The organism is Pseudomonadales bacterium, from assembly GCA_024234165.1.
In the GTDB taxonomy this organism is placed as follows: domain Bacteria; phylum Pseudomonadota; class Gammaproteobacteria; order Pseudomonadales; family UBA5518; genus UBA5518.
Genome location: JACKOP010000001.1, coordinates 1,095,938 through 1,111,851 on the forward strand (window position 1 = coordinate 1,095,938; position 15,914 = coordinate 1,111,851).

The 15,914-nt window shown below is 65.6% G+C and carries 12 protein-coding genes; 4 read left to right on the top strand and 8 right to left on the bottom strand.

All coding sequences use genetic code 11. The features are described 5' to 3' along the window. Window positions 1–51 precede the first annotated feature (51 nt). Both H7A12_04735 and H7A12_04740 read left to right on the top strand, forming a co-directional pair. Window positions 52–1,533: an NAD(P)/FAD-dependent oxidoreductase gene (locus tag H7A12_04735; GenBank protein ID MCP5320118.1), complete on the top strand. Its 1,482-nt coding sequence runs from the start codon at window positions 52–54 to the stop codon at window positions 1,531–1,533. Window positions 1,534–1,664: 131 nt separating this feature from the next. Continuing rightward, window positions 1,665–3,941, top strand: coding sequence for a TonB-dependent receptor (locus tag H7A12_04740; protein MCP5320119.1), 2,277 nt, complete (start codon window positions 1,665–1,667; stop codon window positions 3,939–3,941). 217 nt (window positions 3,942–4,158) lie between these two features. On the opposite strand, the gene H7A12_04745 is transcribed toward H7A12_04740, so the two are convergent. The 4 genes from H7A12_04745 to H7A12_04760 are packed head-to-tail and all read right to left on the bottom strand — an operon-like array spanning window position 4,159 to window position 8,601. Further along, on the bottom strand, window positions 4,159–4,740 hold the full coding sequence (locus tag H7A12_04745; protein ID MCP5320120.1) for a gluconate 2-dehydrogenase subunit 3 family protein: 582 nt from the start codon (window positions 4,738–4,740) through the stop codon (window positions 4,159–4,161). 5 nt (window positions 4,741–4,745) lie between these two features. Next, window positions 4,746–6,380, bottom strand: coding sequence for a GMC family oxidoreductase (locus H7A12_04750; protein ID MCP5320121.1), 1,635 nt, complete (start codon window positions 6,378–6,380; stop codon window positions 4,746–4,748). A gap of 2 nt (window positions 6,381–6,382) precedes the next feature. Continuing rightward, the gene (locus tag H7A12_04755) at window positions 6,383–7,354 is read right to left on the bottom strand and encodes an aldo/keto reductase (protein ID MCP5320122.1); all 972 of its coding nucleotides are present in this window, start codon (window positions 7,352–7,354) and stop codon (window positions 6,383–6,385) included. Window positions 7,355–7,380: 26 nt separating this feature from the next. Next, window positions 7,381–8,601 carry a DegT/DnrJ/EryC1/StrS family aminotransferase gene (locus H7A12_04760; GenBank protein ID MCP5320123.1) on the bottom strand — a complete coding sequence of 407 codons (1,221 nt, stop codon included), beginning with the start codon at window positions 8,599–8,601 and terminating at the stop codon, window positions 7,381–7,383. Window positions 8,602–8,771: 170 nt separating this feature from the next. Here H7A12_04760 and H7A12_04765 point away from each other — a divergent pair, with 170 nt between their 5' ends. Then, on the top strand, window positions 8,772–9,878 hold the full coding sequence (locus H7A12_04765; GenBank protein MCP5320124.1) for a helix-turn-helix domain-containing protein: 1,107 nt from the start codon (window positions 8,772–8,774) through the stop codon (window positions 9,876–9,878). Here the strand turns inward: H7A12_04765 and H7A12_04770 are convergent. Then, window positions 9,829–12,240 (bottom strand): acyl-CoA dehydrogenase, encoded by a 2,412-nt coding sequence (locus tag H7A12_04770; protein MCP5320125.1) that lies wholly within the window; start codon window positions 12,238–12,240, stop codon window positions 9,829–9,831. The two genes, H7A12_04765 and H7A12_04770, sit on opposite strands and share 50 nt — an antisense overlap. A 130-nt stretch (window positions 12,241–12,370) precedes the next feature. On the opposite strand from H7A12_04770, the gene H7A12_04775 reads away from it, so the two are divergent. Next, on the top strand, window positions 12,371–13,279 hold the full coding sequence (locus H7A12_04775; protein ID MCP5320126.1) for an NAD(P)-dependent oxidoreductase: 909 nt from the start codon (window positions 12,371–12,373) through the stop codon (window positions 13,277–13,279). 240 nt (window positions 13,280–13,519) lie between these two features. Here H7A12_04775 and H7A12_04780 read toward each other — a convergent pair whose 3' ends face one another. The 3 genes from H7A12_04780 to purE are packed head-to-tail and all read right to left on the bottom strand — an operon-like array spanning window position 13,520 to window position 15,913. Next, window positions 13,520–14,758, bottom strand: coding sequence for an MFS transporter (locus H7A12_04780; protein MCP5320127.1), 1,239 nt, complete (start codon window positions 14,756–14,758; stop codon window positions 13,520–13,522). Continuing rightward, window positions 14,748–15,404, bottom strand: a complete 657-nt coding sequence (gene can / locus H7A12_04785; protein ID MCP5320128.1) for a carbonate dehydratase — start codon at window positions 15,402–15,404, stop codon at window positions 14,748–14,750. The genes H7A12_04780 and can overlap by 11 nt, the downstream gene beginning before the upstream one ends. Before the next feature lie 2 nt (window positions 15,405–15,406). Beyond that, window positions 15,407–15,913: a 5-(carboxyamino)imidazole ribonucleotide mutase gene (gene purE, locus H7A12_04790; GenBank protein MCP5320129.1), complete on the bottom strand. Its 507-nt coding sequence runs from the start codon at window positions 15,911–15,913 to the stop codon at window positions 15,407–15,409. Window position 15,914: the final 1 nt, after the last annotated feature.

A 15,914-nucleotide genomic window follows, 5' to 3' on the forward strand; every position in this document is an offset into this window, starting at 1 on the left:
GCCGTATGTCCAGACTCTGGACCGAGAGCAATCCGTGCGAGGCATCGAGTCATGAACGGCAACACCCACGACGTCATCGTGATCGGCGCCGGCTTCGGCGGTTCCGCCTGCGCGGCGCTGCTCGCACAACGCGGCTTCAGGGTGCTGCTCGCCGAGAAGAACAACGTCTCCGGCGGCAAGGCGATGACGCTGCACAAGAACGGCTTCACGTATCAGGCATGGCCCGTGATGGGAGCACCCGTGGTCGACAACTGGTGCCAGAAGCTGGTCGACACGCTGGGAGTGCAGGATCGCGTCACCCTCGTCGAATCGCGTTCCGGAAGCTATTACCGGACACCGCAGGGCGAGTACCGGGCGATGCCTGCGATGCCGGATAGTGGTGTCGATCCATTCGTGCTGTTCGACTGGCTCGGCATTCCGGCCGCCGAACACGAACGGGCGCTCGGCTTTTTCATGACGCTGACGATGATGCCAGCGCACGAGATCACGACCCACGAGGGTCGCGACTTCGACAGCTTCCTGCGCGCTGCAAGGCTGCCCCGCTCGCTGTACGCATTCATCGTCAGCCTGTGCCTGGACGGCATGTACATGGTGCCGGTCGATCGCCTCGACGCTGCCGAAGCAATCCAGGGACTGCAGGACATCTACCTGCGTCGTGGCGGACTGTTCTGCAAGGGCGGCTACGGACGCCTGTCCGACGCCTGCCTCGACGTGGTACGCGCAAACGGCGGCGAGGTGCTGTTGCACACGCGGGTCGAGCGCGTGCTGATCGAAGATGGTCGTGCCCGTGGAATCCGCGTTGCCTCGAGTGGTGCCGGTTCGCCGGACTGCTATCGGGCGCCGGTGGTGATCAGCAACGCGGGAATCCAGCCAACAGTGCTGAAACTCGCCGGCGAAGCGAGTTTCCCGCACGACTACGTGACACGCGTGAAGGCGCTGGTCCCCTCGTACGCGCTGCTCGGTTACCGCTATTTCCTGCGCCAGCCAGTGACCGAGCGTGGCTTTGGCAACGTATTCTCGGATACCAGCCCGTGGAGCAGGGAGCGCCTCGGCGCAGCCGACGCCGGGCACGGCTCACGCGAAGGCATTCTCTATTTCGAGGCGCAGAACAACTACGACCCTGACGCGGCGCCAACCGGCAAGCAGGTGATACTGACCGGCTCGTTCTGCCCGCCAGACCCGGCAATGAGTCGCGAATCGGCAATCGCCTGGGCCGATGCCGGCGAAGAGATCTTCTTCGGGCTGTTCCCGCAGGCACGCGAACTCGTCGAAGACAAGGATCTGTACACCACGCGCAGCGTGTCCAACGCAACCCGCGACCCGACGGTCCCCGGCAGCGGCGGCGAAACGATAGGACTTGCGCAGATCGTGGGCCAATGCGGAAGCGACAAACCGTCGATCGAAACGCCGGTAAGCGGACTGTTCCTGGTCGGTTGCGACGCCGGCGGGCGCGGTATCGGCACGCAGCAGGCGATCATGTCGGGATTTGCCGTGGCCGATGCAGTGAGCCAGCGCCTGCGCATCCGTGCCTGAGAGAGAGAGGATGCCGCAAAACGTTCGGCGCGTACGAATCCGTCCTGCGCCTGCGCCTGTCCTTGCCGCCCTCACGAAAACGAACCACACTTCAGGGCGAAACCCTCATCCCGACAACAAGGAAAACGAACATGGCCAGGCAACAAACCATACGGGCGTCTCGCAGCAAGGCACTCGCGACCGGTATCAGCGCATTTGCAGCCGCGATCGCGTGCATCCCGCTGGCCCACGCACAGGATGCCGCACCGGGAGGCGTCGCAGCGATTCTCGACGAGATCATCGTCACGGCGCGCAAGCGCGAAGAGGCCTCGCAGGACGTGCCGATGGCGATTTCGGCACTCGGCGCCAGCCAGCTCGATGCATTGAAGATCCGTGACCTCACGAATCTGTCGGTACGCCTGCCGAACGTCGCGCTCGACGACGTCGGCACCGCACGCGGTACCGCGAACTTCTCGATCCGCGGCCTCGGCATCAACAGCTCGATTCCCGGCATCGACCCGACCGTTGGCGTGGTGATCGACGGTGTCTACGTCGGTCTCAACAACGGCCTGGTGTTCGATACCTTCGACCTGCAGAGCGTGGAAGTGCTGCGTGGACCGCAGGGCACGCTGTTCGGCCGCAACGTGACCGGCGGCGCCGTACTGCTCAACACGAAGAAGCCCGCAGACAGCTTCGAGTTCAGCGCACGTGCCGCGATCGACCAGGGCCCGGATGGTGGTCCCAGCAAGTACCTGATGGGCAGCGTCGGCGGCCCCGTCAGCGACGGGCTGGCCGCACGGCTGACCGTTTACTACAACGACGACGACGGCTTCATCGAGAACCGTTTCGACGGCAAGGATCTCGGCCAGTTCGAGCAGAAGATGGTGCGACCGGTGGTGGTGATCCGCCCGAACGACAAGGTCGAGCTGGTGTTGCGCTACGAATACAGCAAGGGCGACGGCGACGGCGTGATCGGGCAGAGCCACACCAACGGCTCGGGAGTTCCGGGCTACTGGGCCAACTTCAACCGCCACAGCTTCAACGTCTCGATCGACGAGCCCGGCTTCATCACCTACGAGACCAACGCGTTCACCGCCCAGCTCGACTGGGATGTGGCATTCGGCGACGGCACCGTGACCAACATCTTCGGCTGGCGCGATTACGAGTCCGACGGCCTTGCCGACATCGACTCGCAGCCGCGCTGGCTGTTCCATGCACCGTCCTGGCTGAGATACGAGCAGAAGAGCAACGAACTGCGCTATCACGGGCGTTTCCACGACCAGCTCGAGGTGACCACCGGCCTGTACCTGTTCAGCAGCCAGATCGACTACCACGAACGCCGTGAAATGCTCGGCATTGCAACCGGAGGCGTCCGTCCGGCGGCAATATTCGACGGTGGAGGGCTGCTCGACACCGACTCATGGGCAGTGTTCGCGTCAGTCGACTGGGACATCGACGAGAGGTGGACACTGAACGCCGGCGTGCGCTATTCGGAAGAAGACAAGAGCACGAAGATCGCCTCGCTGAGCCGGAACATGAACCGGCCGTGCAACGTCGTCAAGAGTGGCAACTGCCCGTTCGACTTCGTCGACAAGGACAGCTGGAACAGCGTGTCGCCGAAACTCGGCTTCACCTACCACCTGTCCGATCGGGCGATGTTCTACGGACAGTGGAGCCAGGGAACGCGCTCGGGCGGCTACAACATGCGCAACACCTCGTTCAACCCGCGTGACGTACCGGGCCCCTTCGATCAGGAAACGGTGGACAGCATCGAATTCGGCTACAAGGCGACCTTCGAACGCGGCAGGCTGAATGCGGCGGTCTTCTACAACACGATCGACGACATGCAGCGCGAGATCAACCTGCCCGGTCCGATCGGCGTGATCCAGCTCGTCCGCAACACTGCCGAAGCAACGATCAAGGGGATCGAGATCGACGCAACACTCTCGCTGACGGACAACCTGGTCGCGCTGGCATCGGTCGGCATCACCGACGCCGGTTACGACAAGGTCCTCTACGATCTGAACGGCGACAGCGTGATCAACGGTACCGACAAGGCGCTCGACCTGCCGCGTGCCGCCCCGGTGACGTACACGCTCGGCCTCAACCACGACCTGCAACTCGGTGGCTGGGGCACGATGTCCTCGCGCGTCAGCTACGCATACCGTGACGAATCGGCGTATACCGACAACAACCTCGGCATCCTGGACGAGCAGAAACAGATCGACGCCGGAATCGACTTCCAGAGCGCCGGTGGCCACTGGGTCTTCTCGATCTACGGGCGCAACCTGCTGAACAAGGTCCTGCACGGCAACGACACCCAGTTGCCGACGTATATCTCGCAGACTCCGCTGATTCCGCTGGGTGGCACCTTCGCACCGCTGTCGAAGGGTCGCCGTATCGGCATCGAGGTGACGTACAACCTGTAGAGCGCAGAAACCAGGTAGCGCAGGAGAGTGTCGCAAACCACCACGAGGCGCGTGGCGACGCCTTCGCATCGGGGGGGGGGGGGGGCGTGTGCCGCGGGGATGCGGCACTCGTGCCTGCAGGGATGCATCCACGGCGTCCCGGCACTGCGAAGGCAGTGTCACGCACCGGACATGTCAATGCTCGACCGGCTTCTGCGACAGCCTCTGAAGCGCCGCGCTACACGAGCCGGATCGGCACACTCCCGGTCACCTGCTCGTCGCTGACGCCACCCGACCCGTGCGGGTGCTGCGGATGGCCGATCGCACGCCAGCCCGCGCCACCACGATTGCCGCCGTAGGCAGGGTCGGCCAGGAAGCCGAGCAGCGTGTGCCAGCGCAACTGCGCAAAGAACTCCGGTTGCGCAGGCGCTGCTGCCGGCCACGGCGTGAGCTTCCCTTCCTCCAGCGCGGCGAGCAGTTCGTCCTGGCGTACCGGATCGAACTCGTTGAACTGCTGCTGGGCGCTTGCCGCTACCACTGCTGCCAGCGCCGCCAGCCCGGCGCGGTAACCGGGCGCCAACGCCTGCTCCTCGTGCGCGAGCAGCTTGTCGATGAAGTTCACGCAACCCGCATCGGTGGTCGATACACCATGCACTGGTGGCAGGATGCGCGCGCACACCGCATCGAGCAGGCGCCACTCGCTGCCATCCAGCACGACGGGTTCCACGGACTGTCGCGCTGCCGCGACCGCGAGCGGGTAGTCGAACAGCGCTGCGCCAAACGCCACGCCTGCGAAACGGAGGAATTCACGTCGTTCCATGCGCTTCAACCCAGATTCAGTCGTCGCGCTTCGGCGACGAAATGTGCAGCGACACGATACGCGTTGGCGACGATCGTGAGCGTCGGGTTGTAGCCACCCGAACTCGGGAAGAAGCTGCCGTCGACCACCCACAGATTCGGCACCTCATGGGAACGGCACCAGCGGTCGATCACCGAGACGCGCGGGTCGCCGCCCATGCGACAGGTGCCCATGATATGACCCGACGCCGTACCTGCGCCGATGTAATCCGTCGTGAAGGTCTTCAGCGCACCGCCCGCGTCGGCGATCTCGCGCATCCGTTCCTCCATGAAACGCACGAGTGCCAGATCGTTCGGATGCCGTGCCTGCGTGATACGCGGCAATGCCACACCGTCGGCATCGCGATGCACCGGATCGAGATCGACGCGGTTGCTCGCCTGCGCCAGGTCCTCACCGATCGCGATCATGCCGCAGTAATGCGGGTAACGCTCCAGATAGCGGCTCAGGCCTTCACCCCACCTGCGCTGTCCCTGCAGGTAGTCGGCGAATTTTGCCGCATGCACGATCGGCAGCGGATTGATCGCCTCGCAGATCGCCGCACCACCGACGAAACCGCGTGCTGCATCCGACGGGTGATGGTCATCTACCGCCACGTTTCCGGGTGGCCCGAACTGCGCGAGCGAAGGCTCGCGCATATCGAAGTTCAGGTACGCGAACACGTGGCACATCAGGTTGCGGCCTACCTGGTCGCTGCCGTTGGCAAGTCCCTGCGGAAAACGCGCCGAACGCGAGGCGAGCAACAGGGCCGCACTGCCGATCGAACCGGCCGCAACGATCACGTGACGGGCACGCACCTCGCGCGTGGCGCCCTCGGCAGTGCGATAGACCACGGCGCGGGCACGTGATTCGGCATCGACGGTGATTTCCAGCGCTCGCGCGCCGGTGATGATCTGCACCTTGCCGGTGGCGCGCGCCAGCGGGATGTGGATCGCGAGCGGCGACGCCTTCGCGTTGACCGGGCAGCCGAAGCCCGCGCACTGACCACCGTTCATGCACTTCGCACGCCCGTCGTAGGCGCGACTGTTGATCGCGAGCGGCGACGGAAACGGGTGCAGCCCGAGCTTGTGCGCACCGCTTTCGATCAGACGCGACGAAGGCCGGTAGACGTGCGGCGGATTCGGATACCCGGCACTGCGCGTTGTTTCGAAAGGATTCGAACCGGCTCGGCCCGACACGCCGAGCGCCTGCTCGGCCAGGGTGTAAAACGGTTCCAGCTCGGCGTAGTCGATCGGCCAGTCGGCGAGGTTCGCTCCCGGCACGCCACCGTCGCGCGAGAGCACACGCATCTCGTCGGCACGAAAGCGCCAGCTCCAGGCACCCCAGTGCACCATGCTGCCGCCGAGCGTCTGCGCCAACATGCTGTAGTGACCCGGCTTCGCTTCCTGGTCCGCGTGTTCGCGCAGCGTCTCACGGTAGCCGGGAGCGAAGAAGTCCTGGCGCACCATGTTCGCGAGTTCGTCCTGGTGGAGGAAATCGACCGTGTTGCGCTCGGGACCGCGCTCGAGCAGCACCACCTCGATCCCCGCGCGTGCCAGTTCGGCCGCCATCACGCCACCGCCGGCGCCGGAACCGACGATACAGACGTCGACGATCGTGCCCACCTTCATGCCTCGCGCAGCGCCACCAGTTCAGCCGCATCCAGCCGCACTGCGGCGGCAGCGATACTCTCCTGCAACTGCCGCACGCTGCTCGCGCCGATGATCGGGACCGTGGTGAGGGGCTGGCTGCACAGGTACGCAAGCACGATGGCATTGATCGGGACGCTGTGGCGCTCGGCCAGTTCGCGCACTGCCACCAGCTTGCGCCGGTTGGTGTCGGTGCAATACAGCGCCTTCACGTCCTCGCTGATCGCATCCTCGCGTCCCTCGGCCAGCTTGCTGAACACGCCGCGACTCTGCCCCGAATACGGAATCATCGGCATGCCGGCTGCGTGCAGCGCGCGGTACCCATCCTCGTAATAGCCACCCGGTGCGAAACGCATCATCGCGGCACGGTCTGGTTCAGCCAGACCCCACATCGGCTGGCAGGCGACGAAGCCCGGATGGCCCAGGCCGGCTGCGTAGCGCTGGGCCTCCTGGATGCGGGCCACGCTCCAGTTGGAGCAGCCGAAGTGGCGGATGCGTCCTGCCTGTTGCGCGGCGATCAGCGCATCGACGATCACACCGACCGGCCGCGACGGATCGTCGCGGTGCAGCCAGTACAGGTCGATGCAATCGACGCCGAGCGTCTCCAGGCTGCCGGCAAGATCGCTCTTCAGCAGCTCGGGCGTCACCCGCAACGCGAAATCGCCCTTGCGGTAGTCGAACTCGCACCCCTTGGTCGCCAGCACGTAACTCGCACGTGGTCGGCCGGCGAGCAGCGAGCGCAGGCTGCGCTCGCTTGCTGCCTGCGCGATCCCCGGCACCCAGTCACCGTAGGAATGCGCGGTGTCGATGAAGTTGCCGCCGGAGGCGAAGAACGTCTCGAGGATGGCGGCTGCCTGCGCGGGCTCGAGTGCGCTGCCAAACATATTGGTGCCCAGGCACAGACGGCTGACCGCGAGTTCCGTACCCGGCAGGGTGATCTTCTCCAGCATGGCGTTTGCTCCCGTGTGATCCGGCATCACTTCGCACGCTGCAGCGCGATGAACTCGTCGAGCACCTGGTACAGGTACTGGCAGTCCTCGACCGTCATCGTCGGGTGGCAGGGCAGCATCAGGCCGTGGCGCATCACCCGCTCGGCGTTCGGGCAGCCCTGCGGGTCGACCCGGTAAGCGACGTCCTTCATCATCGGCTGCAGCGCCGCGTGGCCGGAGAATATCACCCGCGTGAAGACCCCCGCCTCTTCCAGATGGATCTGCAGCGCACGGCGGCTCCAGCCGAGCTCCGGGCGCAGCATCACCGGGTAGCAGATCCAGGTCGTGAACACGTCCGGATGCACACGCGCCTTGATGAACACATCGGCATTGCGCTCCAGGTACTGCGCATGCAGCTCGAAGCGTTCCTGGCGCAGTTGTGTGAACCGATCGAGCTTGTTGAGCTGTTCGTGCCCGAAAGCCGCACCCGCCTCGTTCGGAATGAAGCCGTACGCGATCTCTTCGAAGATGAACATGCCGTCGTATTCGATATCGCCGATGTTCTCCAGGAAACGTCCGTCGCTGTCGCCCTGGCGCGTGCCGTGCAGGAATTTCTCGGAAGACCGGCCCCAGGCGCGAAGCATCAGGCCACGATCCCACAGCCGTTCATCGTCGACCGCCACCAGGCCACCATTGCCGAGGCAGGTGATGATGTGGAAGATCGAGAAGCTGGTGACGCTGATGTGCGCCCGCTTGCCTGCAGGCTTGCCACGGAAGGTACCACCCAGGGTGTCGCAACTGTCCTCGATCAGGATCAGCCCATGTTTGTCGGCGATCGCGCGCAGCCGATCCCAGTCGGGCATGCCACCGACCAGGTTCGGAACCAGCATGGCGCGGGTCTTCGGGGTGATATTGCGCTCGATGCTGTCGATGTCGATCTGGTAGGTGTCGGGCTCGACGTCGACCAGCACCGGCACCAGTCCGGTCAGCACGATGCTCGAGATGTCCGTACCAAAGGTCAGCGTCGGCGTGATGACCTCCGAACCCTTGGGCAGATCTGCCAGGCGCAGCGCCAGCATCAGCGCGCTGCTGCCCGAGTTCACCATGATCCCGTACTCGTGGCCCAGCAACTGCGCACAGCGCTTCTCGAAGCTCTGTACCTGCGGCCCCACGACCATGCTGGTCTGCATCACGTTGACGACGGCATCGATCTCCTTCTGATCGAGCATGGCACCGCCGTAGCGAATTTCCCGTCTTGCGATCGTCATGGTGTGCTTCCTCTCTGTATGGTTGCACCGGGGCGACCCTGTGCCGCCCCTGCTGCGCCCATTATGCAGCATGGCAGCAAGCACCCCGAGGTCTGAAATACAGCAACAGGGGGACAAAGGCGCTCACGACTTGCCGGGAGGGGCACAGCGGCGGCACCATGCAGTTCACGATGAGCACCGCACCGACACGCAGACCACCGCACACCGTTCCGGCCGATTTCGCCCTCGCGCTGCTGCACGACGCAGCGGCGATCGGCGAGGATCCGGACCGCATCCTCGCACGGCTGCGGTTTCCGTTCCGTCTCGACGATCTATGCGAAGGACGTGTCGTCACGCTGCCCGACACGCAGTTCGTGCAGCTTTACCGCGAGTGCATCACCCTGCTCGCCAACCGCGCCAACCGCGAAAGCAATCTGCCTCCGATGAGCAAGGACGAGGTGGACATGCTGTGCTACTGCGTGATCGGCTGCGAAAGCCTCGAAGAGGTGATCCTGCGCGCCGCGCGCTTCTGCACCATGCTCGACGGACGCGCGGGCAGGCTGATCCTGGACCAGGACCACGAGAACGCGATTTTCCGCATGCAGACCGTGCGACGACCCGACAGCGTCGGCGGACTGCTCGCCGACCTGTCCGGGCTGTCGTTCTATCACCGTCTGTTCAGTTGGTTGATCGGTGAGACGATTTCGATTCCCGGTTTCGGCGTCGTCTACGCAGATCGCGGCAACGACGCCCTGTTGCTGCGCCTGTTCCACCATCCGATCGTGTATGCGCAGGTCGACAACCACTTCGGCTTCCCGTTGCACTACCTCGGCAAACCCGTGGTGCGCAGCTACCAGCGACTGGTCGAACTGCTCGCGGTATTCCCGTTCGACGTGATGCAAGGGGCCGACGTGCAGCACTGCTTTTCGGAGGCGGTCGAACAACTGATCCTGACCCGGCTCGCGCACGGCGAACCGATCCCGACCACGGTGCAGTTCGCGCACGTGTTCAACATCAGCAGCGCGACGTTCCGTCGCCGGCTCGCCGAGGAAGGCGTGACGCTCGGCGACATCAAGGAACGCTGCCGGCGCCAGCTTGCGATCGAACTGCTGAGCGCGGACTCGCGGCTGAAGATCGGCGACGTCGCGCTGCGCCTGGGGTTCAGCGATGCGCGCGCCTTCCGGCGGGCATTTCGCGGGTGGACGGGAATGCCGCCGGAAACGTATCGCGCACACAGCGATGGGCAGGCTAGCGCAACCCCAGGTATTCCTGCGCGTCGAAATCATCCACCGCGATGACGCTCATGCGCGCATCGCGTGCCTCGTTCAACTGATCGTATTCGGCACGCGTGATCAGCCCGACCGCGAGCGCGGCATCGTCGAGTTCGTGCGAGGGTGCGCGATCGATACGCCCCGCGCGCACCAGATCACGCAGACGTGTTTCGATCGGCAACGCAGCGACCGTCAGATCGAGCGCGGCTTCGAGGGCGCCAAGGCCCGGCTCGTCTGGCGGCGGCACGTAGACGTCGGTGCTGAGATCGCGGCGCACCTGCCGGTCCTCGAGCAGCGCACGCGCAACGCGAGCGCCCAGAGCGTCACGCGGCGGGCGCATCTGCAGGCCGAACGGAAACACCAGGCATTTCACCGCGACGGCCACCACTCGGTTCGGCAGGTTTTCCAGCACCCCGGCGAGTGCTTCCTGGATCTGCCACAGCGCATGGCGCACGCTCCAGCGCACCAGATCCAGATGCGCTGCCGGCGCTCCGTCGTCGTGGTGACGCTTCAGCGTCGCACTCGCCAGATACAGCCAGGCCAGTGCATCGGCCAGCCGACCGCTGATCTTCTCGCGCCGCTTCAGCGAACCACCGAGCGTGGCCATCGCCACGTCGGACACCAGCGCAAAGGCGGCTGCGAAGCGCGACAGGTACTGGTACAGACGCCGCGTACCGGCGTCACCCGGCACGGGCACCAGCAGGCTGCGCGTCAGGCCAAGGAGCAGGCAGCGCACCGCGAGCGTCGCCACGTGGCCGAGGTGCCCGAACAGCGCGCGGTCGAACGCCCACACGTCGTGCGCAGCGATGGCGTGCATTTCCTGCTGCACCCACGGATGACAGCGGATCGCTCCCTGCCCGTAGATGATCATCGAGCGCGTCAGGATGTTCGCTCCTTCGACGGTGATGCCGATCGGTATCGCCTGCCAGATCGCCGCGAAGTTGTTGTGCGGCCCGCGCTGGATCGCCGAACCGGCACGGATGTCCATCGCATCCGCGACCACCTGACGCATGCCCTCGGTAAGGTATGCCTTCACGATCGAGGAAATCACCGACGGCTTCTCGCCCAGATCGAGCGCCCCGCAGGTCAGGTGGCGTGCAGAGTCCATCAGGTAGGTCAGTCCACCGATGCGTGCCAACGGCTCCTCGATGCCTTCGAAACGACCGATCGGCGTATCGAACTGTTCACGCACCGTCGCATACGCACCGATCACGTGCGTGCTGAGCTGTGCCGCGGCGATGGCGAGCGCCGGCAGCGAGATCGAGCGCCCGGCTGCCAGTGACTCCATCAGCATGCGCCAGCCCTGACCGGCGCGCGGCACTCCGCCGATGATCGTATCCAGCGGCACGAACACGTCTTCGCCGACGATCGGCCCGTTGTGAAACGGAATCCCCATCGGATCGTGCCTGCGCCCGATGTGCACGCCGGGCGTGTCACGCGGGATCAACGCACAGGTGATGCCCAGATCCTCGGCCCCGCCCAGCAGTCCGTCGGGGTCTCGCAGACGGAACGCCAGCCCGATCAGCGTCGCGACCGGTGCCAGCGTGATGTAACGCTTCTTCCAGTTCAGCCGCATGCCCAGCACCTCGCGCCCCTGGTACATGCCGCGCGTCACGATACCGACCGACTGGGTTGCCGCGGCGTCGGAGCCTGCCTCCGGCCCGGTCAGCGCGAAGCAGGGAATCTCCTGACCCTGCGCGAGCCGTGGCAGATAATGCGACTTCTGCTCCTCGGTACCGTAATGCAGCAGCAGTTCGCCGGGTCCCAGCGAGTTCGGCACCATCACCGTGACCGCAGCGGTGATCGAGCGTGACGAGAGCCGCGTGACCACACGCGAATTCGCGAGCGCCGAGAACCCCAGCCCGCCGTAGGCTTCGGGGATGATCATGCCGAAGAAGCGCTGTTCCTTCAGATAGTCCCAGACTGCGGGCGGCAGCTCACGGCGCTGCGTGATCTCCCAGTCGTCGAGCATGCCGCACAGCGTCGCGACCGGCCCGTCCAGAAAGGCCTGTTCACGCTCGCTCAGGCCCGGCAGACGGTATCCGAGCAGTCGTTTCCAGCGCGGCATGCCGCCGAAGAGTTCGCCATCCCACCACACGGTGCCGGCTTCGAGCGCAATGCGTTCGGTCTCGCCGAGCCGCGGCAGGATGGACGCCATGAACCGCATCGCGCGCGCGCTGATCAGGCGGCGCCGCAGCGCCGGCAGCGCCAGCACGGCCAGCGGCACGAGTGCGGCGAGCAGCGCCAGCAGGAACGCCGTCAGGCTGGTGATGCCCGACCCGTACCAGCTCGTGAACAGCAGTGCGCAGCCGATCACGTAGCCGGGCAGCCGCCGTCCAGCAAAGACACCAGCCAGGAACACGAGGAACGAGAGTGCGAGCACGATCATGCAACCTCCGTTTGCCGGCGCGGCCAGGTGAACTGCCGCGAACGCGTCGTGACAAGAGCGACCCGTCCAGTCTAGGCGAGACAGCCGCCGAATGTTTTCTGCATAATCCCCTGCAACCGGAGGACCGTACATGAACGCACTCGTCGACCAGCGCATCCTCGTCACCGGCGTCGCCGGCCAGATCGCCTTCCCGCTGGCGAGTGCGCTCGCCCGCAACAACGAGGTATGGGGACTGGCGCGCTTCAGCGAACCCGCAAGCCGCTCACGCGTGGAAGGCGCCGGCATTCGTGCCATCGCCGTCGATCTGGCGGCGCCGGACTGGAATGAACTGCCACAGCGCTTCGACTACGTGCTGCACCTGGCGGCGGTGATTCCACCGGGACACGACTACGACGCGACGATACGCATCAATGCCGAAGGTACCGGGCACCTGATGCGCCGCTTCCGCGATGCGCAGGCGTGTCTCGTGATGTCGACCTGCGGCGTCTACCTGCCATCGGCCGACCCGTTGCATCCCATCGTCGAAGGTGACCCGCTTGGCGGCAGCCACCAGCCGTACTCGCCCACCTACTGCGTCTCGAAGATCGCACAGGAAGCGGTGGCACGGTTCGCCGCCAGTGCCTACGGACTGCCGACGACGATTGCGCGCATGAACGCCGCCTACGGCGACAACGGCGGACTGCCGGCGATCCTGCTCGAGATGATCCTGGCAGGGCAGCCGGTACCGGTATTCGCGGGTCGTCCTCCGCTGATGTCGCCGATCCACGACGACGACATCCTGGCGCACCTGCCCGGCCTGCTCGCCGCCGCAGCGGTACCGGCAACGATCACGAACTGGGGTGGCGACGAGACCGTCGACATGCGCGAGATGGTGCAGTACCTCGGCGAACTCGCAGGACGTGAAGCCAGGATGATCGAATCACCCGACGGTATCCAGCAGATCCTGCTCGACCCGACACGGCGCCGCAGCCTGACCGGCCCCTGCAGCGTTCAATGGCGCGACGGGCTGCGTCGCATGGTGCAGGCACGCCACCCGTAGGTCGGCATTCATGCCGACGGATGTGCGTGGGTCGGCATTCATGCCGACGATCGACGCCGGCTCCCGTCGGGCTGAAGCCCGACCCACGTCCGTCGGGTTGAAACCCGACCCACGTCGAACGTAGGTCGGCATTCATGCCGACGGATGTTCGTAGGTCGGCATTCATGCCGACGATTGACGCCGGCACCTGTCGGGTTGAAACCCGACCCACATCGTCGGGTTGAAACCCGACCCACATTGTCAGGCTGAAACCCGGGCTGCACCCGGCGCGCTGCGCGCGACTCCGACCGTGACCGCGATCGCAAACACCTGCAGCAGCGCCACACCACCGAACACCGCGGCGAAGCGCGAGGCCCCCATCAACAGGCCGAACGCCAGCGGTGACAGCGCCACCCCCACGTCGACGCCCGCATAGACGAATCCGTAGACCCGCCCGTAGGACCGCTGGCCGCAGCGTTCGAGCGTGGTGCGGCGCACCAGCAGATCACGCGCGGGTCCTGGCACACCGCACGCAATGCCCATCGCGACCAGGAGCGGCACCACACCCCACGCCGGCACCACACCCGATGCCAGCACCAGCGCAACCGCGGCGGCAACCGCCAGCGCAACGCCGATCAGGAGTTCCTGCGCCACGCCGCGGGCAACCAGCATGCCACCCGCGATGATGCCCGCGCCGCCACCGATCAGGAACGCGGTCAGCGCCGCCGCTGCAGCAGGAACGCTCAGTTCGTACATCGCATGCAACAGGGGCGTGCCGAAATGCTGCAGCGCAGCGAAAGCCGCCGTCACCAGCACAAAGAACAGGAAGCAAAGCCAGATCACGCCGACGCGCAGAAACCCCAGCGGCGCAGTGCCTTCACGTACCGCGGTGGCATCGGAGACAGCAGCGTGCGTGGAAAGCTCACGCGCGCGCCACAGCACCAGCCACGCGAGAGCAGCCAGCGCACCGGCGCCGAGCGCCGCCCAACGCCAGCCCGCAAGCGTCGCCAGCGAGGCCAGCATGAGCGGCGCTGCTGCCCAACCCAGATTGCCTGCAAGCCCATGCACGGAAAACGCCTGCCCGAGCCGTGCCACCGACACACGCTGGTTGAGGATGCTGAAGTCCGCGGGATGGAACACGCTGTTGCCGCTCCCGGCCAGCGCCGCTGCAGCGAACAGCATCAGGTGCCGGTCGGCGAGCGCGAGCACCACGGAGGCGAGCACGAAACACCCGATACCGCCCAGCAGCACACGGTGCGGACCGACGCGATCGACGAGGAAGCCGGCCAGCACCTGCCCGATGCCGGAGCACACGGAAAACACCGCCATCAGCACACCGGCCTGCGCGAAACCCAGATCGAACTCCGGCATCAACCACGGAAACAGCGGCGGCAGCAGCAGATGAAAGAAGTGCGAAACGCCGTGCGCAAAGCCGACCAGTGCGATCAGACGGGTATCGGCAGACAGGCCTCGGAGACTTCCAGCAGCCTCACCCTGCATCGCGAGACGTCCGCTCCAGTGCTTGCGCACAGGCAGACGGGATCTCCTGCTCGGACCCGACCGAGAAGCCGAGATCACGCAACAATCCGTCCTGCAGGCCGTAGATCCAGCCGTGAACGCACAGCGGCTGGCCACGATTCCAGGCGTCGTGCACGACCGTGGTCTCGCAGACGTGGCGGGCCTGCTGGATCACGTTCAGCTCGCACAGCCGGTCCCAGCGCGCGCGTTCGTCGCCCAGACCCTCGAGCAGCGCCGCGTGACGATCACGCACATCGACGATATGGCGCAGCCAGTTGTCGGTAAGACCCAGGCGCCTTCCGGTCAGCGCAGCGTATACGCCGCCGCAGCCGTAGTGACCGACGACGATGATGTGCTCCACCTTCAGCACGTCGACCGCGAACTGGATCACCGACAGGCAGTTCAGGTCGGTGTGAATCACCGAGTTCCCGACGTTGCGGTGCACGAACACCTCGCCAGGCAGCAGACCGGTGATCTGGTTGGCCGGCACCCGGCTGTCCGCGCAACCGATCCACAGGTACCCGGGCGATTGCACCGATGCCAGGCGATTGAAATAGTCGGGATCGGTTTCCCGCATCCGCTCCGCCCAGGCGCGGTTCTGCGCAAACAGTGCCGCAATGTCTGCCATGTTCAGCCACCGATCCGTGCGAGCGCGTCGTCGGCGCTCTGTTCGTAGCGCTCGCGCTCCTTCGCGGCCGCCTGCTCCAGCGCGCGATCGATCGCCGGGTCGAGCAGCGCAAGAATGCGTGCCGCCAGCATCGCAGCGTTCTTCGCACCATCGATCGCGACCGTGGCCACCGGCACACCCGGCGGCATCTGCACCGTGGACAGCAGACTGTCGAGCCCCTGCAGCGGACCATTGCCGAGCGGCAGCCCGATCACCGGCAAGCGGGTATGCCCGGCAATGACCCCGGCCAGATGCGCTGCAACGCCGGCGGCGCCGATCAGCACCTTCACTCCGTTCTCGTGCGCGTGACGGATGTACGCCAGCACCTTGTCTGGCGTGCGGTGCGCCGAGGCGACCACGATCTCGCTGGCGATCCCGAGTTCGGTGAGCGTGTCGCGCACCTTCACGACCGTCGGCAGATCGTTCGGACTGCCGGTCAGGATGCCTACCAGTGGCCTCGCACCGTTCATG

Excerpts from the sequence above, each read along its gene's own strand:
- H7A12_04735 (MCP5320118.1), top strand. The coding sequence starts at position 52 with ATGAACGGCAACACCCACGACGTCATCGTGATCGGCGCCGGCTTCGGC.
- H7A12_04740 (MCP5320119.1), top strand. The coding sequence starts at position 1,665 with ATGGCCAGGCAACAAACCATACGGGCGTCTCGCAGCAAGGCACTCGCG.
- H7A12_04745 (MCP5320120.1), bottom strand. The coding sequence starts at position 4,740 with ATGGAACGACGTGAATTCCTCCGTTTCGCAGGCGTGGCGTTTGGCGCA.
- H7A12_04755 (MCP5320122.1), bottom strand. The coding sequence starts at position 7,354 with ATGCTGGAGAAGATCACCCTGCCGGGTACGGAACTCGCGGTCAGCCGT.
- H7A12_04760 (MCP5320123.1), bottom strand. The coding sequence starts at position 8,601 with ATGACGATCGCAAGACGGGAAATTCGCTACGGCGGTGCCATGCTCGAT.
- H7A12_04765 (MCP5320124.1), top strand. The coding sequence starts at position 8,772 with ATGAGCACCGCACCGACACGCAGACCACCGCACACCGTTCCGGCCGAT.
- H7A12_04770 (MCP5320125.1), bottom strand. The coding sequence starts at position 12,240 with ATGATCGTGCTCGCACTCTCGTTCCTCGTGTTCCTGGCTGGTGTCTTT.
- H7A12_04775 (MCP5320126.1), top strand. The coding sequence starts at position 12,371 with ATGAACGCACTCGTCGACCAGCGCATCCTCGTCACCGGCGTCGCCGGC.
- H7A12_04780 (MCP5320127.1), bottom strand. The coding sequence starts at position 14,758 with ATGCAGGGTGAGGCTGCTGGAAGTCTCCGAGGCCTGTCTGCCGATACC.
- can (MCP5320128.1), bottom strand. The coding sequence starts at position 15,404 with ATGGCAGACATTGCGGCACTGTTTGCGCAGAACCGCGCCTGGGCGGAG.
- purE (MCP5320129.1), bottom strand. The coding sequence starts at position 15,913 with ATGAACGGTGCGAGGCCACTGGTAGGCATCCTGACCGGCAGTCCGAAC.